Raw genomic sequence first — 21,900 nt, 5'->3', positions numbered from 1 at the left:
GGTGGAGAGACTGATGATTGTCTTCTTGGTCCGGCGCATCGCCGCCGGGCTGGTCCTGGTCCTGGTCATCGCGACCACGACCTTCGCGCTGATGGGCCTCACCGGCTCCGATCCGGTGCGCCAGATCGTGGGACAGACCGCCACCCAGCGGCAGGTGACCGCGAAGTCCGCCGAACTCGGGCTCGACCAGCCCTTCGTGGTCCGCTACGGCCACTGGCTCGCGGACGCGGTGCACGGCAACCTCGGCAGCTCGTGGTTCAGCGGTGAGTCCGTGACGACCTCGCTGGAGAACAAGCTGCCGGTGACGCTGTCGATCGTGCTGGCGGCACTGCTGCTGTCGGCGGTACTGAGCACGGTGCTCGGAGTGGCCGCGGCGGTCCGCCGGGGAGCGCTGGACCAGGTGGTGCAGCTGCTCGCGGTCCTCGGGTTCGCCGTGCCCAGCTTCCTGGTCGCCCTGGTGTTCGCCGTGGTGATCGGCGTCGACCTGGGCTGGCTGCCCGCCACCGGCTATGTCCCACTCGCGGACTCGGCTGACGGCTGGCTGAAGTCGATCACCCTCCCGGCGCTGTCGCTCTCCGTCGGAGCGATCGCCGCCACCGCCCAGCAGGTACGCGGCTCCATGGTCGACGTCCTGCGCGCGGACTACGTACGGACCCTCCGCAGCCGTGGCATCAGCGAGCGGAGCCTGCTGTTCCGGCACGCGCTGCGCAACGCGGCCCCGGCCGCGCTGACCGTGCTGGCCCTGCAGTTCATCGGCCTGGTCGGCGGCGCGGTGGTCGTCGAGAAGGTCTTCGGCCTCAACGGGATCGGCAGCGAGGCGACGAGCGCGGGATCCCAGGGCGACACCCCGGTGGTCATGGGCGTCGTCGTGGTCATGGTCGCCCTCGTCGTGGTGGTCAACATCCTGATGGACCTCGCGTACGGCTGGCTCAACCCGAAGGTGCGTGTCGGATGACGCTGCCTCAGTCCGAAGAAACAGCGCTCGCCCCGGCCGTCGCCGCACACGGAAGGGCCGGACTCCTGCGCCGGCTGCTGCGCAGCCCGGTGGCCGTGACCTGTCTGGTCCTCCTCGCCCTCATCTCACTGGCCAGCCTGTTCGCACCGCTCCTGACCAGCCAGGACCCGGCGCACACCTCGCTGACCGAGAGCCTCGCCCCGATGAGCGGCAAGCACCCCCTGGGCGGTGACGGTGTCGGCCGTGACGTCCTGGCCCGGCTGCTCTACGGCGGGCGCACCAGCCTGCTGGGCGCCCTGCTCGCGGTGGTCGTCGCCCTGGTGATCGGTGTTCCCGCCGGTCTGGTCGCCGGCTACTACCGCAAGTGGTTCGACGCCGTGAGCAGTTGGGTGTCCAACCTGCTGATGGCCGTACCGGCGATCATCGTGCTCCTCGTCGTGATGTCCGCGGTGGGCCAGAACACGTACCTCGCCATGGCGGTCTTCGGCGTGCTGATGTCACCGGGCGTCTTCCGGCTGATCCGAGCCTCGGTGATCTCCGTACGCGAGGAGCTGTACGTCGACGCGGCACGGGTGTCCGGCCTGTCGGACTCCCGGATCATCCGCCGCCACATCCTGCCCGTCGTCCAGGCGCCGACCATCATCCAGGCCGCCCAGATGCTCGGTCTCGGCATCGTCATCCAGTCCGGTCTGGAGTTCCTCGGCCTGGGCTCGGCGACCCAGGCGAGCTGGGGCTCCATGCTCAACGACGCCTTCGCCAACATCTACAACAAGCCGGAGCTGATGGTCTGGCCCGGAGCGGCGCTCGCGGTGACCGTCGCCGCGTTCGGCCTGCTCGGCAACGCCCTGCGGGACGCGCTGGACGGGACCGCGACGCGCGGACGGAAACCGGGCGGCACAACGCCCCGCAAGCCGGTGGTGGTGAAGCACTCCGTACCGCCCGAGGCGGCGGACGCGCTGCTCGCCCTCGAAGGCCTGACGGTCTCCTATCCGACGGCCGAGGGGGAGAAGACCGTCGTGGACGGCGTCTCGCTCACCGTGCGCCGGGGCGAAGTCCTCGGACTGGTGGGGGAGTCGGGCTCGGGCAAGAGCCAGACCGCCTTCGCCCTCCTCGGTCTCCTGCCCCCGGAGGCCCGCGTCACCACCGGTCAACTGGTCTTCGACGGCACGGAGTTGGGAAGCCTCGGCCGCGCGGAGATGAACCGGTACCGGGGCCGCCGGATCGCCTACGTGCCACAGGAGCCGATGTCCAACCTCGACCCCTCCTTCCGTATCGGTGCCCAACTTGTCGAACCGGTGCGCAGACACCTGAAGTTGTCGGCCGCCGAGGCGAAGGCCAAGACCCTCGCGCTGCTGGAGCGGGTCGGGATCGCCGACCCCGAGCGGGTCTTCAGCGCCTATCCCCACCAGATCTCCGGCGGCATGGCACAGCGCGTCCTCATCGCCGGCGCTGTCTCCTGCGAACCGGACCTGCTGATCGCCGACGAGCCGACCACGGCGCTCGATGTGACCGTGCAGGCCGAGGTGCTCGACCTGATCCGGTCCCTTCAGCGCGAGCGGAACATGGGCGTGATCCTGGTGACCCACGACTTCGGTGTGGTGGCCGACATCTGCGACCGCGTGACGGTGATGCAGACCGGCACCGTGGTGGAGTCCGCCCCCGTACGGGAGTTGTTCGCCGGCCCGCGCCACCCGTACACGCGCATGCTCCTGGCCTCCACGCTGGAGGACGCCGAGCCGAGGTCGCCGCTCAGCCGCGTCGTGCCGGCGAGTGTCGCGGGAGCCACGAAGGCCGCGGGCGTCGCGGACACCGCAGTGATCACGAACTCCGCACATCAGGAGGGTCCGGCATGACCGCGACCATGAACGGGACACCGCGCAAGGAAGTCCCGGCCGAACCCCTGCTGGCAGTCGACGACTTGGTCGTGGAGTACCCGTCGAAGGGCTGGCGCAAGCGGCCGTTCCGGGTGCTGAAAGAGGTGTCGATCACCATCGGCGCGGGCGAGACGCTCGGGCTGGTCGGCGAGTCGGGCTCCGGCAAGACCACGCTGGGCCGGGCCGTCCTCGGCCTTGCCCCGGTAGCCTCCGGCACCGTCCGCTACGACGGCAGGGTCATCTCGGGCCTGGGCGCGCAGGAACGCCGGGCACTCAGCAGCGACATCCAGGTGGTGTTCCAGGACCCGTACACCTCCCTCAACCCGGCGATGACCGTGAACGACATCCTCAGCGAACCGCTCCGCGTCGCGGGCACCCCTCGCGCAGAGGCCGAGAAGCGGGTGCGGGACCTGCTCGACCAGGTCCGGCTGCCCGCCGACGCCGGGGAGCGGCTGCCCCGGGAGTTCTCCGGTGGCCAGCGCCAACGCATCGCCATCGCAAGGGCGTTGTCCCGGGACCCGCGGGTCATCGTCTGCGACGAACCGGTCAGCGCACTGGACCTGTCGACCCAGGCCCGGGTCCTCGACCTGTTCGTGGAGATCCAGGAACGCACCGGCGTCGCCTATCTCTTCGTCACCCACGACCTGTCCGTGGTCCGGCACATCAGCCACCGGGTCGCCGTCATGCGCGGCGGCGAGATCGTCGAGACCGGTGACGCGGCGACGATCACCACGACACCCCAACACCCCTACACGAAGCGGCTGTTGCTCGCCGCGCCGGTGCCGGACCCGGCACGTCAGGCGGAGCGCCGGGCCGAACGGCACCGCCTGGCGGCGGCCATGGACGCCCCCACCCCCACGTCAGTCACCGCCTCCACGTCGGGAGACCGAGCATGACCCTGCCCAACCCCGTCCTCCCCGGCTTCCACCCGGACCCCAGCATCACCCGCGTCGGCGACGACTACTACCTCGCCTGTTCGAGCTTCGAGTACCTCCCGGGCCTGCCGCTCTACCACAGCCGCGACCTGGTGCAGTGGGAGCAGATCGGCAACGTGGTTACACGTCCTGGGCAGTTGGCGGTGGAGAAGGTGCCCACGCTCGGCGGCGCCTGGGCGCCCACCATCCGGTTCCACGACGGCCGCTTCTGGCTGGTCGTCACCGACGCGATGGGGCGCGGCAGTCTCGTCTTCACCGCCGAGCGGGCCGAGGGACCGTGGTCGGACGGCGTCGTCATGCAGGGCATGCCCGGCATCGACCCGGACCTCGCCTGGGACAGCGACGGCACCTGCTTCGTCACCTACTCGGGGCTCCAGCTCGACGGCGACCGCGCCGGCGAACACCTGGGCATCCAGCAGGTCCGGATGGATCTCGAAACCGGCCAAGCCCTAGAAGAACCAAGGTCGTTGTGGTCGGGCACGGGCCTGATGTTTCCCGAGGCGCCGCACCTGTACGAGATCGACGGCACCTGGTACCTCCTGATCGCCGAGGGCGGCACCGAACGCGGACACGCCGTGAGCATCGCCCGCGGCAGCCGTCCGGACGGCCCCTTCGAGAGCTGCCCCGCCAATCCCGTGCTCAGCGCCCGCAGCACCGACCGCCCGGTCCAGAACACCGGCCACGCCGACCTCGTACGCACCCCGGACGGCGGCTGGGCGCTGTTCCTGCTGGGCATGCGGCCCGGCGGACTCACGAGGGCCTTCTCGCCCATGGGCCGCGAGACGTTCAGCACCACGCTGGAATGGGTCGACGGCTGGCCGGTCGTGCAACCGGTCCAACTGGCCCCGCCCACCGCACCAGTTGAGCACCACGACGACTTCACCGGCCCCGAACTCGGCCCGGAATGGCTCTCGATCCGGACCCCGGCCACCGACTGGTCCTCCCTCACCGAGCACCCGGGCCACCTCGTCCTCCACGCCGACGGCTCCACCATGGACGATCCGCAACCCCGTTTCGTCGGCCGCCGCCAGCAGCACCGGTCGACCGTCTTCTCCGTCCGCGTGGACAGCACCGACGGAATCGGCGGCCTGAGCCTGCGCATCGACGAACGCCACCACTACGACATCGAGGTGGGCGCCGGCACCGCCCGGGCCCACGCCCGGGTGGGCGGGCTCCACCAGACCTGGGAGCAGCCGATCCCCCCGGGCCCGGCGACCGTACGCATCGAGACCGAACCGGTCGCGGGCATGGGCCTCGACGCCCTGGGCCCGGACCTCGTGCGACTGTCCGTCGACACAGGCACCGACACCGGACCGGTCGAACTCGCCGCGCTGGACGGCCGTTACGTCTCCGCCGAGACCGCCGCGTCCTTCACCGGCCGAGTCGTGGGCATGTACGCCGCCCAAGGAACCGTCGCCTTCGACGAGTTCGGCTACCGGGGCGAGGACTGACGCCCGCGCCGCCCGAGACACCCGACCGGCACCTGACAGAAAGTCACCAGCACCGCATGGGCACCTTCTTCCCGCGCATGCTCTTCGGAGCCGCCTACTACACCGAGTACCAGCCCTACGAGAGACTCGCGCAGGACCTCGATCTGATGGCCGAGGCCGGGTTCAACGTCATCCGGGTCGGCGAGTCGGTCTGGTCGACCTGGGAACCCCGCGAGGGACAGTTCGAGCTCGACTGGCTGCAGCCCGTGCTCGACGCCGCCCACGACCGAGGCATCAAGGCGATCTTGGGCACCCCGACCTATGCCGTCCCGCCCTGGCTGCGCCGCAAGTACCCCGAAACGGCGGCCCGTTCACGCACCGGGGAGCCGATCCCGTACGGCATGCGACAGGACGCGGACTACTCGCACCCCGCCTTCCGGCATCTCGCCGAGCGGCTGGTCCGCAAGGTCGTCGGGCGCTACGCCGACCATCCCGCGGTCATCGGCTGGCAGGTCGACAACGAGCCGGGACTGCGCCTCTTCCACAACGACTCGGTGTTCCAGGGCTTCCTCGACCACCTCCGCGACCGCTACGGCGACGTCGAGACCCTCAACCGCCGCTGGGGGCTCACCTATTGGTCCCACCGCCTCCAGGACTGGGCGGACCTCTGGACCCCCGACGGCAACACCACCCCGTCGTACGACCTGGCCTGGCGCCGCTACCAGTCCCGGCTGACGCAGGAGTACATCACCTGGCACGCCGAACTGGTCCGCGGCCTCGTCCCGGAGCACCACTTCATCACCACCTGCGTCGCCCTCGGCCAGCAGGGCCTGGACATCTCCGCCATCGGCCGGCCCCTCGACGTTGCCGGGGCCAACATCTACTACGCCACCCAGGACGGACTGGCCCTGCCGGGCCCCGACGAGCCCACCGGCGGACTGCACCCGTTCTTCGTCCCCTGGTCGGGGCCCGCCTGGCTCTCCCTCCAGAACGACCTGGCGCGCGGCATCCGCCAGGAACCCTTCCTCGTCATGGAGACCAACGCCACCTCCATCGGCGGCTCCGCCGACAACTTCCCCCTCTACCGGGGCCAGGCCCGCCAGGCCGTGTGGAGCATGGTCGCGCGCGGCGCCCGAATGATCGAGTACTGGCACTGGCACTCCCTGCACTACGGCGCCGAGACCTACTGGGGCGGCATCCTCGGCCACAGCCTGGAGCCCGGCCGGACATACCGGGAACTCTCCCTGATAGCAGGAGAGTTGGAGCAGGCGGGCCCCGCGCTCGACGGCCTGCGCCCCCGCAGCGACGTGGCGATGCTGCTGTCCGCCGACAGCCGCTGGGCCATGGAGTTCATGGCACCGCTCCGGGGCGGTGCCCCTGCCTGGTTCGGCGACCCGCAGTCCTACGACCGGATCGTCGCCGCCCACTACCGGGGGCTGTTCGACGCCGGACTGTCCGTCGACATCGTTGCCCCGGAACAACTCCCGTCCAGCCCTGAGGACTTGGTGGACCGCTGGCCGGTGCTGGTCGTCCCGGCGCTGTACATCGCGGACGACACGACTCTCGACCTGCTGCGCCGGTACGCCGAAGCCGGCGGCCATCTCGTCCTCACTCCCCGCACCGGCTACGCCGACGCGGAGGCCGTGGCCCGCCACACGGTCATGCCCGGAGTGCTGCTCCCCGCCGCGGGCGCGTACTACCAGGAGTTCACCAATGTGCTGACCCCGGTCACGGTCACCAAGGGCGAGGGGACGCCGGACGGCCCCGCCCTGCACGGGCAGGCCACCGCATGGGCGGATGGGCTGATCCCGGACGGCGCGACCGTCCTCGCCGGGTACGACCATCCGCACCTGGGCGAGTTCGCCGCCGTCACCACCCACGAGTACGGCGCCGGCCGGGTGACGTACGTCGGCACCGTCCCGGACCGCGAACTCTCGCACAGCCTCGCCGACTGGATCGCCGCGACCTCGCTGCCGCCCGACGCCTGGCGCGCGGCCCGACCGGCAGCCGTCACCTGCACCTCGGCCACCACCGCCGACGGCGCGATCCTGCGCTTCGTCCACAACTGGGCCTGGGAGCCTGTCGATTACCGCCTGCCGGAAGACGTCCGCGACCTGCTCACCGGCGAGCCCCTCGCCGCCGGCCGCGCGCTCCCGCTCGGGCCCTGGGACGTCCGCGTGCTCGTCGAGCACACACGCGACCCCCTCGCGACACCCCCTTCGCCCGTCGACCCCACTTCTCCGAGGAGGACGCCGTGACCCGGCAGCCCACCCCCACCGACGCCCCGCCCGCGGCCGACGAGGCCGAGCTCGCCAGGCGCCTCGGCGCGCTCACCCTGGAGCAGAAGGTGCGGCTGCTGACCGGCGCGGACTTCTGGTCCCTCCACCCCGAACCCGCCGTAGGACTACGGAGGTTGGTCGTCTCGGACGGCCCCGCCGGAGTCCGCGGCGAACTGTGGGACGAGCGCAGCCCCTCCGCCAACGTGCCCTCGCCCACCGCCCTCGCCGCCACCTGGGACGAGCAACTCGTCGAGCAACTGGGCGGGTTGCTCGCCCACGAGGCGCGCGCCAAGGGCGTCGACGTCCTCCTCGCCCCCACCGTGAACCTGCACCGGACCCCTTACGGCGGACGGCACTTCGAGTGCTTCAGCGAGGACCCGCTGCTCACTTCCCGGATCGGCGTCGCCTATGTGAAGGGGGTGCAGGGCGGCGGCGTGGCGGCCACCGTGAAGCACTTCGTCGGCAACGACTCGGAGACGCAGCGGATGACGCTCGACGCCCGTATCGGCGAACGCGCCTTGCGGGAGCTGTACTTGACGCCGTTCGAGGCGATCGTCGGCGAAGGCCGCGTATGGGCGGTGATGGCCGCCTACAACGGGGTCAACGGACACCCGATGACCGAGAGCCCGCTGCTGCGCGAAGTCCTGCACGACGACTGGAACTTCGACGGGCTGGTGATGTCGGACTGGTTCGCCGCCCGCACCATCGAACCCTCCGCACGTGCCGCGCTCGATCTGGTGATGCCCGGCCCGATCGGCCCGTGGGGCGACGCGCTGGTGGCCGCCGTACGCAAGGGCAAGGTCGACGAGGCGCTCGTGGACGACAAGGTGCTGCGGCTGCTGCGTCTCGCCGCCCGGGTCGGCGCGCTGGACGGCATACCCGCCGACACCCGGCCGCCCGAGCAGGACGCGGCTTCGGTGGCGGCCCGGCTGCGCGAGTCCGCCGCCGCCGGATTCGTCCTCGTCCGCAACGAGAACGCCGTACTCCCGCTGGACCGCGGGGCCCTGACCCGTATCGCCGTCCTCGGCCCCAACGCCTCCGTCGCCCGCACCCTCGGCGGCGGCAGCGCCACCGTCTTCCCGCCGTACACCGTCTCCCCGCTCGACGGCATCCGCGCCGCCCTCGGCGACGGCGTCGAGATCACCCACGGCATCGGCGTCACCCCGCAGACCCGCACCCCCGTGGCGCCGCTGTCCCACCTCCGCCTCCCCGACGGCACCGGCGAGGGCACCGAGGTCCGCTTCCTCGCCGCCGACGGGACCATCCTGGGCTCCGAGCTCCGCGCCGGAGCCGCCTACACCTGGATGGGTTCCTACGGCCCCGGAGTGCCCGTCGGCGAGGTCACCCGGGTGGAGGTGCGCACCGTCGTGCGCGCGACCGAGGGCGGCCGCTATGCGATCGGCGGTTCGGGCATCGGCCGCTTCCGGCTGTCCGTCGCGGGGGCGCAGGCCTTCGACGTGCGGCTCCAACTCCCGCCGGGCGCCGACCTGGTGGAGGGGCTGATGACTCCGCCCCAGCGGCTGCACACCGTCGAGTTGGCGGACGGCGAGGAGACCGAGATCGTCCTCACCCACGACATCGACATCGATGCCGACGCGGCCTCCGGTTCGACGGGCGAGGCCATCGGTGACGCGGTCACCATGTTCCAGCTCAATCTGCAGCCCCCGCACGGCAGCGACGACGAGGAGATCGAGCGGGCCGTGGCACTCGCCCGCGACGCCGAGGTCGCCGTGGTCGTGGTCGGCACCACCGAGGAGGTCGAGAGCGAGGGCTTCGACCGCACCAGCCTCGCCCTGCCCGGGCGGCAGGACGAACTCGTCCGCCGGGTCGCCGAGGCCAACCCCCGTACGGTCGTGGTGGTCAACTCCGGGGCGCCGGTGCTGCTTCCCTGGGCCGACGACGTGGCCGCGGTGCTGCTCGCCTGGTTCCCGGGCCAGGAGTTCGGCAATGCGCTCGCCGACGTCCTGCTCGGCACGGCGGAGCCGGGCGGACGGCTGCCGACGGTCTGGCCCGCGTCCGAACACGGACTGCCCACCACCGAGCCGACCGACGGCGTCCTCACCTACGACGAGGGACTGTTCATCGGCCACCGGGGCGCCGGCCGTCCCGAATGGCAGCCGCCCCGCTACGACTTCGGTCACGGACTCGGCTACACCACCTGGGAGTACGTCTCGCTCGACGTTCCCGGTGAGGCGCCGCCCGGCGCCGACTTCACGGCGCAGGTGCGCATCCGCAACACGGGTACGCGGCACGGCAAGGAGGTCGTGCAGATCTACGCCGGCCGCCCCGGAAGTGAGGTCGAACGCCCCGTCCGCTGGCTGGCCGGGTTCGCCGTGGTCGAGGCCGCGCCCGGCGAGGAAACCGTCGCGACGGTGACGGTGGACGCGCGGGCCTTGCGGCACTGGGACACCAGGACGGGCGGCTGGACGGTCGAGCCGGGAACCTTCCGGCTGGAAGCGGGCCCGTCCTCCACGACCCTGCCCCTCACCGCCGACATCGCCGTCGGCCGGTCATGAACCGTGCACGACCGGAAGCGGACCCGGTGACCGCCCCCTGGCGGCAGACCGAGATCACCCTCATCGGGGTCCGCGACCATGCCAACCCCTACACGGACGTCGACGTATGGGCCGACTTCACCCACGAGTCCGGGACGGTCCTGCGGCGCCCGGCCTTCTGGGACGGCGGCCGGGTCTGGAAGATCCGGTTCGCCGCCCCGGAGCCGGCCGGCCGCTGGACCTGGCGCAGCGACAGCAACTGCCTCACGGACGAAGGGCTCTCCGGGCGGAGCGGAACCCTCGACGTCCGCCCCGTCACGGACGACGCCGACTCCTTCCACCGGCACGGCTTCTGGCGGATGTCGCCCGGCGGACGCAGCCTGGTGCACGCCGACGGAACGCCCGCGCTGCTGGTCGCCGACACCGCCTGGGCCCTGCCCTGGCGAGCCACGGAAGAACAGGTGACGCAGTACGCGGCCGACCGGCGCGCCAAGGGCTTCAACGCGGCCCTGCTGATGAGCGTCCAGCCCGACATGGACGCGCGCGGCCCCCGCGACCGCACCGCCGACGAGGGATTCGACGTCGGCTTCGAGGACCTGCCCACGGGGCACGTCAACGTGCTGAACCCGGCGTACTTCCAGTACCTCGACCGGCTGACCGGCATCCTCCGGGACCACGGGATCGTGCCCGTCCTCCAGCCGCTCTTCCACGGCTTCGGCTGGAAGGGCCTGCGCGTGGCGGGCCCGGTGGTCCCACCGCAGGAGTACGCGCGCTACTGCCGCTACCTGGTCGCCCGCTACGGCGCCGCCCCCACCGTCTACCTGGTCGGTGCCGACGGCGAGGGCGGCGAACCGCAGATCGCGGCGGGCGGCGCGGAGATCGGCCGCTGGGACGGCTACGGCCAGCCCTGCGGCATCCACTACCGGCCGCACTCCGCCAACCGCGCCCACCAGAGCGAGAGTTGGCTGCACTTCCAGTGGTGCCAGACCGGCCACATGGGCGGCCACGTCCAGGAACGGGTCGCCGACATGTGGCGCAACACCCCGCCCAAGGCGGTCGCCAACGGCGAACCGACCTACGAGAACACCGGCCGCCCCGGCCGTGCCGCGGGCTGGTGGCAGGGACACGAGGCCTGGAGCAACCTCTGCGCCGGCGGCACGATGGGCGTCGTGTACGGCGCGGCGAGTCTGTGGCAGTGGCGACTGCACGCCGACGAACCCGGCCACGAGGACTACTTCCTCGCGAAGGACGCGGGCTGGCGCGAGGCGCTCGACTTCGAGGGCTCGCACCACGTCGGCCGCATCTCCCGCATCCTCGACGGCCTCCCGCTCACGGACATGCGCCCGGACTGGCGCTCCACCCTGGCACCCCGGGGCCTGTCCGTCCCCGGCGAGCTGTACCTCTGCTACGCGGAGGAGGGCGGCCCACTGATCATCACCGACCCGCGGAACGTCCCGCTTCCCTACCGCGTCGTGGACCCCCGCACCGGAGCCACCGTCCGCGAGGGCGTGCGCGCCACCGCCGGGGATCCCGTGCCCGACGAGGGAGGTGCGCCCAGGGTGTACATCTGCCATGACCCTAGGGGGAGTTGACCCCTGGGGGAGGCTGCCGTGCGGAATCCCGTCGAAGGCCGTGTGTCAAGCATTTCGACCTCGTTCACACAGCACGGCAGCCGTCCCCTCGCCGCCCTACGATCGCGCGCATGCTGATGCGTCGGACATTTCGGTTGATCATCGTGCTCGCCGTGGCCCTGGCCGGAGCGATCGGGGGTGGTGCGGGAACGGCACAGGCCGGGGGAGCCCGGTCCTCGTACGATCGGCAGCTGTTGTTCTACAACCACTCCTACGGCGTCTTCGACCGGGAGACCGCCGACGCCGTCGAACACTCCGACTACCTGCGCGACTTCGCGAACTTCCAGGTCCGCACCACGACCGGCACCGGCGGACAGACCTGGACGGGCCGCTACCTGATGGGCCGTGAGACCTACTTGGAACTGTTCGGAGTCGGTGACGTCGCCGGCCAGGACGGCACCCTCGGCTCCGCCGGACTGGGCCTGTCGACCGAGCGGGCGGGTGACCTCGCGACGGTCACCGCACGGCTGAAGGACGAAGGGGTTGCCGACCCGATCGCGTTCCTCCAGACCCGGGACTTCGGTGATGGTGTGCCCGTGCCCTGGTTCGACGCCATTCTCACCACCACCGAGTACGACGCCTTCGGCGCGTGGGCGATGGAGTACCGGCCGGAGTACTTCGCCGACCCTCGCGGCAACACCGAACCGCCGAGTCATCCCGGTGACGTCGGCCGGGAGCGCTACCTCTCCGACGACTACCGCACCCACCTGATGCGTGACGTGACCTCCGTCCGCATCGCGGTGACCGAGGGCGATCTCGCCGACACCGTGCCACTGCTGCGGGCCGGCGGGTTCACCGTCCGGACCGTCGCGGGCGGTGGCGTCGTCGCGGAGGGCGGGGGTACCACGATCCACCTCGACGTCGTACCGCGCGAGAACGCGGGGATGCAGCGGGTCGACTTCGCACTCAACCGGCCCGTGAAAGACCGGCATGTGGAGCAGATCGGACACTCGACCCTCACCGTCGGCCCCGGCAGCCGGGCCGTGTGGACGTTCGCCCGCAACGGCACCCGGTAGGGGCTCGGACGGAGCCCGGCTCGTGGCGTGTGATGCTGACGTCATGACTGCTCAAGACCAGGTTTCCGTCGTCCGCAGGTCAGAAGGAGATCTCTCCGCCGAGGACGGCACCGCCGCGCTGCTGACGGCCTACCATCTGCGCACGGAGGCCGAGAAGGGCCGTGCCGTCGCCGATGCGGACGGCCTGCCGGACCGCTACCGCGCGGAGATCTCGGACCCGCGGACCGCGTTCGCCGGCGACGTGGTGCTCCTGGCGCTCAGCGGGAGCACCCCGGTGGGCTGTCTGGTGGTGACCGCCCCCGCCGACGGACGGTCGGAGATCAAGAGGCTCTGGACGGACCCGGCATTCCGGGGCCGGGGCATCGCGTCGGACCTGCTCCGTGCCGCACTCGCGCATGCCGCGGAAAGCGACGCGGGGACCGTGCGGCTGTCGGTGTGGAAATGGCGGACCGGGGCCGTCGCCCTGTACGAACGGTTCGGCTTCACCGTCACCGAGTCATGGGACGACCGCGATCAACTGGTGTGCATGGAGCGCGCCGTGTGAGTGGTCTCCCCCCCCCACAACTTCCCTTCTACGACGGCCCGTTAGGCCCCGCCTGTGTGGTCTCGGGTGTCTCGGCGGGGGCGGGCGGCAGGTCGGCCGGTGCCGGTTCGGACTGGTGGCCGCCGCGCAGGGCCGAGGCGATCGCGGAGACCAGGGCCATGCCCGCCGCCACGCCGAAGACGATGGTCAGGCCGTGGTGGAACGGGCCGGAGACCAGACGGGGGAAGAAGGAGTGGCCGGTCAGGACGGCACGCTGGGCCGCCGAGAGCTGGCCGAGGACACCGTTCGACGCGAGCAGGTGCTGAATGGGGTTGTTGCCGAGGAACGTGGCGAACAGCGTGCTCACCGGTGGCAGCGACGCGGCCTGGTCCGCGGCACCGGCCGGTACGCCGTGCGCCTGGAGCCCCTGGCTCAGCGTCCCGGGCAGCGAGGAGGCGAGCCCGGAGACCATCAGGGAGAAGAACACGCCGATGGACAGCGCGGTGCCCGAGTTCTGGAAGGTGGAGCGCATGCCCGAGGCGACACCCCGGTACTCGCTCGGCACGCTGCCCATGATCGAGGACGTGTTCGGTGCGGAGAACATGCCCTGTCCCAGCCCGTTGAGCAGCAGCAGCGCCGCGAACATCCCGTAGTCGAAGTCGATGGGCAGCGCCAGCAGACCGAGGAAGGAGAGCGCCACGACGATCAGCCCGACCGTCGAGAACATCCGGGCGCCGAACCGGTCCGACAGATATCCGGAGACGGGCCCGGCGATGAGGAAGCCGATCGTGAGCGGGAGCATGAAGATCCCCGCCCACAGCGGGGTGTCCTCGTAGTCGTAGCCGTGCAACGGCAGCCAGATGCCCTGCAGCCAGATGATCAGCATGAACTGCAGCCCGCCGCGCGCGATCGCGGTCAGCAGCGCGGCCAGGTTGCCCGCCGCGAAGGCACGCACCTTGAACAGGGCCAGGTCGAACATCGGTTCGGCGATGTGCGTCTCGATGTAGCAGAAGATGAGCAGCAGTACGACGCCGCCGATCAGACCGCTGAGCACCCACGGGTTCCCCCAGCCGGTGGCGCTGCCGCCGTAGGGCTGGATGCCGTAGGTGATGCCCGCGAGGAGGATTCCGGCGCCCGCAGCGAAGGTGAGGTTGCCGAGCCAGTCGATGCGGCCGGGGCGGCCCGCCGAGGTCTCGCGCAGGCTCAGATACGACCAGATCGTGCCGGTGATGCTGATCGGCACGCTCACCCAGAACACCGCGCGCCAGTCGACGACGGCCAGCAGACCGCCGGCGAGAAGGCCGAGGAACTGGCCGGCGAGGGCGGTGATCTGGTTGACGCCGAGCGCCATTCCGCGCTGCCGTGCCGGGAACGCGTCGGTGAGGATGGCGGCCGAGTTGGCGGTGAGCATGGAGCCGCCGAAGGCCTGCACGATCCGCCAGAGGATCAGCCACATCGCGCCCGCCCCCGCGCGGAACGGGTCCAGGGACAGTGCGACGGACGCGCACGCGAAGATCAGGAAGCCGATGTTGTAGATCTTCACCCGGCCGAACATGTCACCGAGCCGGCCGAGCACGACGACCAGCACGGCCGACACCAGCAGATAGCCCAGGATCATCCAGAGCAGATAGCCGATGTTGCCCGGCGCGAGCGGATCGAGGCCGATGCCCCGGAAGATCGCGGGCAGCGAGATGATCACGATGGAGGCGTCCATCGTGGCGATCAGCACCCCGAGCGTGGTGTTCGACAGCGCTACCCACTTGTAGTTGGGCCCCGGGGGAGCGTCCTTACGACGCCCCGAGCGCCCGGCACCGAGTAGGGAGGACCGCCCGGGCCGAGGACCGTCACCCTGTCCGTCGCCGGGTATGTGCGCGCTCTCGGTCACAGTCGCTCCGCAAGCCGGTCGAGGAGGGGGAGGGCGGACGCCAAAGCTGCGCGCTCCTCTCCGGTGAACTCGTCGAGGACGACGGCGAGACGCTGCACGGACTCCGAGCGCCGCTCGGCCAGCATGGCGCGGCCCTCGTCCGTGATCGCCAGGATGCTCCGCCGCCGGTCCGCGGCATCGGGGCTGCGGCGGACGAGCCCGCGCTGTTCGAGCTGCGCGAGGGTGCTCGCCATCGCCTGCGGGCGCACCCGCTCCAGCTCGGCGAGGGACGTGGGCGACTCGGACCCGTCACGGGCGAGCCGGGCCAGTACCGAAACTCCGGAGAGCGACACGTCCCCCACGGCGTGCGCCTGACGCAGGCGCCGGGTCACCCGCCCGACCGCGAGCCGTAGATCGGACGCGAGCCGGGCAGTGTCCTTCGGACTGTCCACCTTCATGGTTACTAACACTAGATTTATCAGCCTGAACTGCTCAATCAATTGTTAGTAAATTGCGCGAGGAGGTTGCCGATGGTGAGAGGCCGTTCCACAGGACTGTTCGTCGGACTGTGCACCCTGGACGTCATCCAGCTCGTGGACCACGTGCCGGGTGCCAACGAGAAACTCACCGTCCGGGACCAGGTGGTCGCGGCGGGCGGCCCGGCGGCGAACGCGGCCGTGACGTTCGCCCATCTCGGCGGTACGGCCACGCTGCTGACGGCAATCGGCCGTCACCCGCTGGGAGTTGCGGCGACGGCAGACCTGCGCGCCCTGGGTGTGACAGTGACCGACCTGGCCGCCGACTCGACGCAACCGCCCGCCGTGTCCTCCGTCCTGGTGACCGCGTCCACCGGCGAACGCGCCGTCGCCTCCACCAACGCGACACGCCACCGGCTCACCCCGCCCGATGAACTCGACGCGCTGGTGGCGGCCTGTGACATCGTCGAGTTCGACGGCCACCACATGGAACTGGCCGTGGCCGCGGCCCGCTCCGCGCGCACCGCCGGCCGTACGACCGTCTTCGACGGCGGCAGCTGGAAGCCCGGCACCGAGGACCTGCTCCCGTTCATCGACGTGGCCGTCTGCTCGTCCGACTTCCACCCACCGGGCACGCACACACCGACGGACACCCTGCGGTTCCTGCGGGAGCAGGGGGTCGCCCGGTCGGCGGTCAGTGCGGGAGCGGACCCCATCGCCTGGGCGGCCCCGGACGCCGAAGGCACGGTGGACGTGCCCCCGGTCCGGGTGGCGGACACCCTGGGCGCGGGCGACGTCCTGCACGGTGCCCTCGCCCATCACCTCGCACTAAGGGCCGGCCACCCGACGACGGAGGACTTCGTCACCGCGCTGACCGCGGCAGCCGCGGTCGCCTCACGGGCCTGCGCGTCGTTCGGCACCCGGGCGTGGATGGGGAACCAGGGCCCGAGGTGACCGCGTCAGGTGAGCGTGACGACTTCTCGACTCACACCGTGGGCATTCTCGCGATGGGCCCGCCCTACGAAGCGGACGTCGACGCCACGGCCACGGGCCGGCTCTACCAGATGCACGTCCGCCCCGGCCGCTGGGGTGAAGGCCTCGGCAGCCGGCTCCACGAGGCCTTCGTGCAGTTTCTCCGCGATGCCTCGGCCGGACGGGCACCGGAGTCCCGGTCCGGGCGGTGGGGACTGCGTACGGATGCGACTCAGACTGGATCACTAGTCCCGCGCTCGCCGCGTCGGAACCTCCTTCCGCACTCCAACATGCCTAGACTGAGCCGCCGTTGATCGTCACATCCGGTCGGTCTCGGGAGGACCGTATGACCCGCACGCCGTCTCGACGTACTGCTTTGCGCGGCCTGGTTGGTGCCTCGGCTGTGGTCGTCGGGTTTGATCCCTTCACCCGTAGTTGGGCGGTGACCGACTCCGGGCGAACGTTGAGCGGTGTGCCGCAGCTCGACGGGACGCTGCTCACCGACGACGCCTCGCTCGCCGCCGACGCCGACGACTTCGGGCACATCGTGCACCGCAGACCGGCCGCGGTGCTGCGGCCCGGTTCCGTGCGGGACGTCGTCGCGATGGTGCGATTCTGCAATCTGCACGGCCTTCGCGTGGCGCCGCGCGGACAGGGGCACGGCACGAACGGGCAGGCGCAGGTCGAGGGCGGGCTCATCATCGAGACCCAGCCGCTCGCCTCCATCGGGCCCGTACAGGTGGACAGTTCACGGGTCACGGTCGGGGCGGGCGCGAAGTGGAGCGACGTCGCCCAGGCCACCCTCGCCCACGGTCTGACCCCGCCCGTCTTCACCGACTACCTCGAACTCTCCGTCGGCGGCACCCTGTCCGTCGGCGGCCTGGGCGGCCAGACCCACCGGCACGGCGCACAGGTCGACAACGTCCTGGAGCTCGAAGTCGTCACCGGCGCGGGGGAGTTGCTCCGCTGTTCCGCCACCCGGCGCCCCGACCTGTTCCACGCCGTGCTCGCCGGACTCGGGCAGTGCGCCGTGATCGTCGGCGCCACCCTGCGCCTGGTGCGCGCCCCGGAGACCGTACGGCACTACCTCCTGCCCTACGCCGACCTGCGGACCTTCCTCGACGACCAGCGCCTCCTCGCCACCGAGGGACGGTTCGCCTACGTCGAGGGCCAGGTCGGCGCGGACACCGCCGGAGCCTTCGACCAGTTCACCATCGAGGCCGTCGCCTACGGACCGCCCGTGGGGGACATCCCCGACGACACCGCGCTCCTGCGAGGGCTGCGCCACACCGCGTCCGGCGTCCAGATCACCGACCTCGGCTACTACGACTTCCTCGACCGGCTCGCCCCCTCCGTCGCCGCCCTGAAGGAAGCGGGCCTGTGGGCCTACGCCCACCCCTGGCTCAACCTCCTGCTGCCCGGCCGCAGCACAGCCGACCTCGCCACCACCCTCCTCGACGCGCTCACCCCGGCCGACCTGGGACCGGGCGTCGTACTCCTCTACCCGCTGCTGCGCGAGCGCCTCCACACCCCCCTGCTGCGGATGCCCGACGACCCTGTGCCGTACCTCTTCGCGGTCCTGCGCACCACACCGCCCGAGGACACGGCCACGGTGCAGCGGCTGCTGAGCGCCAACCGGTCCGCCTACGACACGGTCGGCGCGGCCGGCGGCACGCAGTACCCGGTCGGCTCGATCCCCTTCCAACACGCCGACTGGAAACGGCAGTTCGGCCCGGTGTGGAGCCGGTTCGCCGAGGCCAGGAGGACCTACGACCCGAAGGGGATCCTGGTACCGGGGCAGGGCATCTTCTGATCGCCGCTGCCGCTCTACTCGGGCGGCAGGTCCGCGAGCGCGTCGCGCAGTGCGGCGCGGGAGGCCACGCCCAGCTTCGGGAAGAGCTGGCGCAGGTGGGCGGCGACGGTGCGGGGGGAGAGGAAGAGGCGTTCGGCGATCTGTTTGTTGGTGAGGCCGGCTGCTGCCAGGAGGGCGATCTCCCGTTGTTGCGGTGTCAGTGACGACGGTCCGGTGACGCCGGAGGAGCCGACGGACAGGCCGGTCGCCCGCAGCTCGTTGCCCGCCCGGGCCGTCCAGGGGCGGGCGCCGAGCCGTTCGAAGGTGTCGATCGCGTCGGCGAGTTGGGTGCGTGCCTCCGTCGTGGACTTCACCCGGCGGAGGCGTTCGCCGTAGGCGAGGCGGACCCTGGCCAGTTCGAAGGGCCAGCGGTCCGTGCCGGGTACCGCGAGGGCCTCCTCGAACAGGCCGATCGCGTCGTGGTCGACGGCGGCGATGGCCGCCGACGCCTTCACCAGCAGGGCGAGCCGTGGCGAGATCGCGGCGATGCCGGCCTCGCGCGCCGCCGTCGCGTGCGCCGTCGCCTCCGACGTCCGTCCCGTTCGGACCGCCGCCTCGACGAGATCCATGACGACGAGCAGGGCGGGCGGAACGTGCGAGGCCAGCTCCCCCGCACGGCTGATGGCGCACACGTGCCGGTAGGCGTCCTCGAACCGGCCCTTGCCGAGCGCGGCGAGCGCCCGCGCGTGCGAGGCGCACGACAGGTAGGAACCCACCCCGCGCGGTGTCGCCCACAGGGTCATCTCGTCCGTGAGGGTCCGGGTGGCGGCCTCGTCGCCTCGGGCGGCGGCCACCAGCGCGCGCTGGTAGAGGAACTCCGTCGACAGGAGCTGATAGCTGTGGGCTTCCCCCAGGTCCCGGCCCTGCGCGGCCTGTGCCTCCAGTTCGTCCCACTCCCCGGCCGCGAAATGATCCCTGCCCAGGTAGACCAGCCCCTGGATCTCCACGGTGAGCGAGCTGTTGTCCCGCCCGTCGCGGAGCACGCGCCGCAGCGCCGTGCGGCACGCCGGGAGCCGGTCCACGTACAGGGACGTCATGGCGATGCGGATGACCCGGACCGGGTCGGCCTCCCGGTCGAGCGAGGCGATCGCCTCGTCGAGCTTCCCGAGCGCGGCCGGCGCGGTACGAGCCGGGTCGGCCATGGTGCCTACGGTCAGGGCCAGTTGGTCCGGGACCTCCGGTTTCAGCAGGCCGAGCGCCCGGTGCAGCGGCTTCCACAGCTCCGCGCGCTGACTGCTCTGGCACAGCCAGGCCAGGGTGTACAGCGCGTCGATCATGGTCGGGTCAGCGGCGTCGTACGGCTGGTGCTGCATGTCGATCGCGCCGACGAGCAGCCGGTGCGCGGTGTCCAGGTCGCCTTCACCGCTGAGGAGGATGTGGTGCGCTGCCGCGACCGCGGCGACCAGCGGACCCGCCCGTCCGCCGTCGGCCAGCCGGGCCTCCTCCAGCAGCCGGGGCACATCACGCAGATCACCGGTCAGGTCCGCGCCGAGATAGGCCGCCTCGGCGATCCGGCGACTGCGCTCGTAGCCGCGCGGGCTCAGCTCGGCCGCGCGCAGCAGCGCGGCGATGGCGCCGCCCGCGTCGCCCCGCCGTACGGTGTCGCGCGCCACCGCCTCCAGCAGACTCGCGACGTCCTCGCTGGGTTCGACGGTGGCATGGGCGAGATGCCAGGCGCGTCGCTCGGGGCGGTCGGCGCTGAACTCCGCCAGGGCGCGGTGCACGTCGCGGCGCTGCTCGCTGGTGGAGAGTTCCACGACGGCGGACCGGGTCAGGGGATGGCGGAACGCCAGCCGTCCGGTGACCGCGTCCACGTACACGAGCCCCGCCCGCTCCGCGTCCGCCAGATCCTCGATACCGGCCCGCCCGGCGGCGGCCGAGGTGAGGGCGCGCAGATCACCGGTGCCGTCCAGGACCGCGTACAGGAGAAGCAGTCGGGTCTCGGGCGGCAGTGTCTCGACCCGGGACGCGAACACGGCCTGGAGCCGACGGCTCAGCGGCAGCAGTTCGGGTACGTCGGCTCCGGAGCGCTGGGCGCCGCTGAGCGCGACGGGCAGTTCGAGCAGGGCCAGCGGGTTGCCCTGCGCCTCAGCCAGCAGACGGTCCCGCACACGCGGCGCCAGGGAGGGGGAGCGGGCCTGGATCAGCGCCGCCGCGGCCGTCGTGTCCAGCGGCTGTACGTGGTGGTGTGGCACCCCGCCGCGTTCGAAGAACGTGCCTTCCCCCGACCGGTAGGCACCGAGGAAGCCGACCCGGCTGCCACCCAGTCGGCGGGCGACGAAGCCCAGCACCACGGCGCTGGCCCGGTCCAGCCACGGAAGATCGTCGACGATCACCAGCAACGGCCGCTCCTCCGCCGCCTGGACGAGCAGCGTCAGCGCCGCGTTCGACACCAGCAGCTGATCGGACGGTGCACCCTGGTCCAGACCCAGCGCCACGTTCAGGGCGGTGCGGTACGGGTCGGGCAGCCGGTCGAGTCCGGTGAGCAGCGGCTGAAGGACCTGGTGGAGACCCGCGAAACTCATCGTGCTCTCGAACTCCACACCGGCGGCCCGCACGACCCGCGCACCCGCGCCGCGTGCTTGTCCGGCCGCCGCGTCCAGCAGCACCGTCTTGCCGACCCCGGCGTCCCCGGACAGCAACAGCGCCCCGCCGGAGACCACGGCCTCCTCGACGAACCCCCGGACCAGCCCGAGATCGTGATCCCGTCCGACCAGCGGCTCGGCCCGACCCCCCGGCGAAGACCCGTCCCCGTCCATCTCTTCTCCCTTCCGACCTCGGAACTTTACGTCCGGCCGCCACCGTCAGCGCATGAACGAGCCACCGTTGACGTCGAGTGTGGCACCCGTGATGTAGCCGGAGTCGTCCCCCGCCAGATGACCCACCAGCGCCGCCACCTCATCGGGCCGCCCGAACCGGCCCACCGGGATACGGTCGGCTGCACGCTGAAGCGCCTCGGCGGGGAGTTCGTCCATGACGGGTGTCCGTACGGCGGCGGGAGCGACGGCGTTGACGGTGACGCCGTGGGGCGCGAGCTCCTGGGCGAAGACCTTGGTCAGCACCAGCACTCCCGCCTTCGCCGCGGCGTAGTGCGGTCCGGCGACCAGTCCGCCCTGCTGGCCGGCCAGCGACGCGAGGTTGATCACCCGGCCCCAGCCGCGCTCGCGCATCGACGGCGCGCACAGCCGGGTGAGGACGAGGACGCTGCGCAGGTTCGTGGCCATGAGGGCGTCCCACTCGTCGAGATCGACGTCCCACACCGAACCGGGCGCCGTCCGCGCCGCGTTGTTGACCAGCACATCGGGGCTGTGCCACGCCGAGGACACCGCGCGCACCGCGTCCCGAGCCTCCTCGGGGTCGCCGACATCGGCGCGCACCGCCATGGCGGACTCCCCGTCGGGGTCCAGCGTCTTGGCCAGGGCCCGCGCGCCGCTGTCGTCCCGGTCCAGCAGCGCCACCCGCAGGCCGAGTCGGTGCAGTTCGGTGGCGATCGCGGCGCCGATGCCGCGTGCGGCACCGGTGACCAGGGCCACCCTGCGTTCCGCTGTCGCTCGGATCGGGTCTGTCGAGGGTCGGGGTGCGGCCACCGGTCCGGTCT

General features: G+C 71.6%; 15 protein-coding genes. 11 read left to right on the top strand and 4 right to left on the bottom strand.

Annotation, left to right across the window (positions count from 1 at the left end; translation table 11 throughout):
- Positions 1-13: 13 nt before the first annotated feature.
- From OH768_RS01630 to OH768_RS01590, 9 genes are all read left to right on the top strand, one after another.
- A complete protein-coding gene (locus OH768_RS01630) occupies positions 14-955 on the top strand; it encodes an ABC transporter permease (RefSeq protein WP_406449215.1) in 942 nt (313 codons plus the stop codon).
- The gene (locus tag OH768_RS01625) at positions 952-2,808 is read left to right on the top strand and encodes a dipeptide/oligopeptide/nickel ABC transporter permease/ATP-binding protein (RefSeq protein WP_406449213.1); all 1,857 of its coding nucleotides are present in this window, start codon (positions 952-954) and stop codon (positions 2,806-2,808) included. The genes OH768_RS01630 and OH768_RS01625 overlap by 4 nt, the downstream gene beginning before the upstream one ends.
- Complete coding sequence (locus OH768_RS01620; protein ID WP_406449211.1) at positions 2,805-3,725, top strand: ATP-binding cassette domain-containing protein; 921 nt, start codon at positions 2,805-2,807, stop codon at positions 3,723-3,725. The genes OH768_RS01625 and OH768_RS01620 overlap by 4 nt, the downstream gene beginning before the upstream one ends.
- The gene (locus OH768_RS01615) at positions 3,722-5,215 is read left to right on the top strand and encodes a glycoside hydrolase family 43 protein (protein ID WP_406449209.1); all 1,494 of its coding nucleotides are present in this window, start codon (positions 3,722-3,724) and stop codon (positions 5,213-5,215) included. The genes OH768_RS01620 and OH768_RS01615 overlap by 4 nt, the downstream gene beginning before the upstream one ends.
- Positions 5,216-5,271: 56 nt before the next feature.
- The gene (locus OH768_RS01610; RefSeq protein WP_406449207.1) at positions 5,272-7,452 is read left to right on the top strand and encodes a beta-galactosidase; all 2,181 of its coding nucleotides are present in this window, start codon (positions 5,272-5,274) and stop codon (positions 7,450-7,452) included.
- A complete protein-coding gene (locus tag OH768_RS01605) occupies positions 7,449-9,989 on the top strand; it encodes a beta-glucosidase (protein ID WP_406449205.1) in 2,541 nt (846 codons plus the stop codon). The genes OH768_RS01610 and OH768_RS01605 overlap by 4 nt, the downstream gene beginning before the upstream one ends.
- On the top strand, positions 9,986-11,560 hold the full coding sequence (locus tag OH768_RS01600) for a DUF4038 domain-containing protein (RefSeq protein WP_406449203.1): 1,575 nt from the start codon (positions 9,986-9,988) through the stop codon (positions 11,558-11,560). Before OH768_RS01605 ends, OH768_RS01600 begins: the two co-directional genes overlap by 4 nt.
- 134 nt (positions 11,561-11,694) lie before the next feature.
- On the top strand, positions 11,695-12,615 hold the full coding sequence (locus OH768_RS01595; protein WP_406465101.1) for a DUF5829 family protein: 921 nt from the start codon (positions 11,695-11,697) through the stop codon (positions 12,613-12,615).
- Positions 12,616-12,658: 43 nt separating this feature from the next.
- On the top strand, positions 12,659-13,159 hold the full coding sequence (locus OH768_RS01590) for a GNAT family N-acetyltransferase (protein WP_406449201.1): 501 nt from the start codon (positions 12,659-12,661) through the stop codon (positions 13,157-13,159).
- A 28-nt stretch (positions 13,160-13,187) separates the two neighbouring features.
- Here OH768_RS01590 and OH768_RS01585 read toward each other — a convergent pair whose 3' ends face one another.
- Positions 13,188-14,852, bottom strand: coding sequence for an MFS transporter (locus OH768_RS01585; protein WP_406465099.1), 1,665 nt, complete (start codon positions 14,850-14,852; stop codon positions 13,188-13,190).
- 167 nt (positions 14,853-15,019) lie between these two features.
- Positions 15,020-15,460, bottom strand: coding sequence for a MarR family winged helix-turn-helix transcriptional regulator (locus OH768_RS01580; protein ID WP_406449199.1), 441 nt, complete (start codon positions 15,458-15,460; stop codon positions 15,020-15,022).
- Between the two features lie 72 nt (positions 15,461-15,532).
- On the opposite strand from OH768_RS01580, the gene OH768_RS01575 reads away from it, so the two are divergent.
- Both OH768_RS01575 and OH768_RS01570 read left to right on the top strand, forming a co-directional pair.
- Positions 15,533-16,432: a PfkB family carbohydrate kinase gene (locus OH768_RS01575; RefSeq protein WP_406449197.1), complete on the top strand. Its 900-nt coding sequence runs from the start codon at positions 15,533-15,535 to the stop codon at positions 16,430-16,432.
- Between the two features lie 490 nt (positions 16,433-16,922).
- Positions 16,923-18,263, top strand: coding sequence for an FAD-binding protein (locus OH768_RS01570; protein WP_406449195.1), 1,341 nt, complete (start codon positions 16,923-16,925; stop codon positions 18,261-18,263).
- A gap of 14 nt (positions 18,264-18,277) precedes the next feature.
- Here OH768_RS01570 and OH768_RS01565 read toward each other — a convergent pair whose 3' ends face one another.
- Positions 18,278-21,061 (bottom strand): ATP-binding protein, encoded by a 2,784-nt coding sequence (locus OH768_RS01565; RefSeq protein ID WP_406449193.1) that lies wholly within the window; start codon positions 21,059-21,061, stop codon positions 18,278-18,280.
- A gap of 45 nt (positions 21,062-21,106) precedes the next feature.
- On the bottom strand, positions 21,107-21,889 hold the full coding sequence (locus OH768_RS01560) for an SDR family oxidoreductase (protein WP_406449191.1): 783 nt from the start codon (positions 21,887-21,889) through the stop codon (positions 21,107-21,109).
- Positions 21,890-21,900 lie beyond the last annotated feature (11 nt).

Source organism: Streptomyces sp. NBC_01622, from assembly GCF_045209635.1.
In the GTDB taxonomy this organism is placed as follows: Bacteria; Actinomycetota; Actinomycetes; order Streptomycetales; family Streptomycetaceae; genus Streptomyces.
This window is presented reverse-complemented; position numbering and strand designations above follow the sequence as displayed.

What these genes read in the sequence shown, in the direction of transcription:
- OH768_RS01630 (WP_406449215.1), top strand. Translation starts at nt 14, where the DNA reads ATGATTGTCTTCTTGGTCCGGCGCATCGCCGCCGGGCTGGTCCTGGTC.
- OH768_RS01625 (WP_406449213.1), top strand. Translation starts at nt 952, where the DNA reads ATGACGCTGCCTCAGTCCGAAGAAACAGCGCTCGCCCCGGCCGTCGCC.
- OH768_RS01620 (WP_406449211.1), top strand. Translation starts at nt 2,805, where the DNA reads ATGACCGCGACCATGAACGGGACACCGCGCAAGGAAGTCCCGGCCGAA.
- OH768_RS01615 (WP_406449209.1), top strand. Translation starts at nt 3,722, where the DNA reads ATGACCCTGCCCAACCCCGTCCTCCCCGGCTTCCACCCGGACCCCAGC.
- OH768_RS01610 (WP_406449207.1), top strand. Translation starts at nt 5,272, where the DNA reads ATGGGCACCTTCTTCCCGCGCATGCTCTTCGGAGCCGCCTACTACACC.
- OH768_RS01600 (WP_406449203.1), top strand. Translation starts at nt 9,986, where the DNA reads ATGAACCGTGCACGACCGGAAGCGGACCCGGTGACCGCCCCCTGGCGG.
- OH768_RS01590 (WP_406449201.1), top strand. Translation starts at nt 12,659, where the DNA reads ATGACTGCTCAAGACCAGGTTTCCGTCGTCCGCAGGTCAGAAGGAGAT.
- OH768_RS01585 (WP_406465099.1), bottom strand. Translation starts at nt 14,852, where the DNA reads ATGGACGCCTCCATCGTGATCATCTCGCTGCCCGCGATCTTCCGGGGC.
- OH768_RS01580 (WP_406449199.1), bottom strand. Translation starts at nt 15,460, where the DNA reads ATGAAGGTGGACAGTCCGAAGGACACTGCCCGGCTCGCGTCCGATCTA.
- OH768_RS01575 (WP_406449197.1), top strand. Translation starts at nt 15,533, where the DNA reads ATGGTGAGAGGCCGTTCCACAGGACTGTTCGTCGGACTGTGCACCCTG.
- OH768_RS01565 (WP_406449193.1), bottom strand. Translation starts at nt 21,061, where the DNA reads ATGGACGGGGACGGGTCTTCGCCGGGGGGTCGGGCCGAGCCGCTGGTC.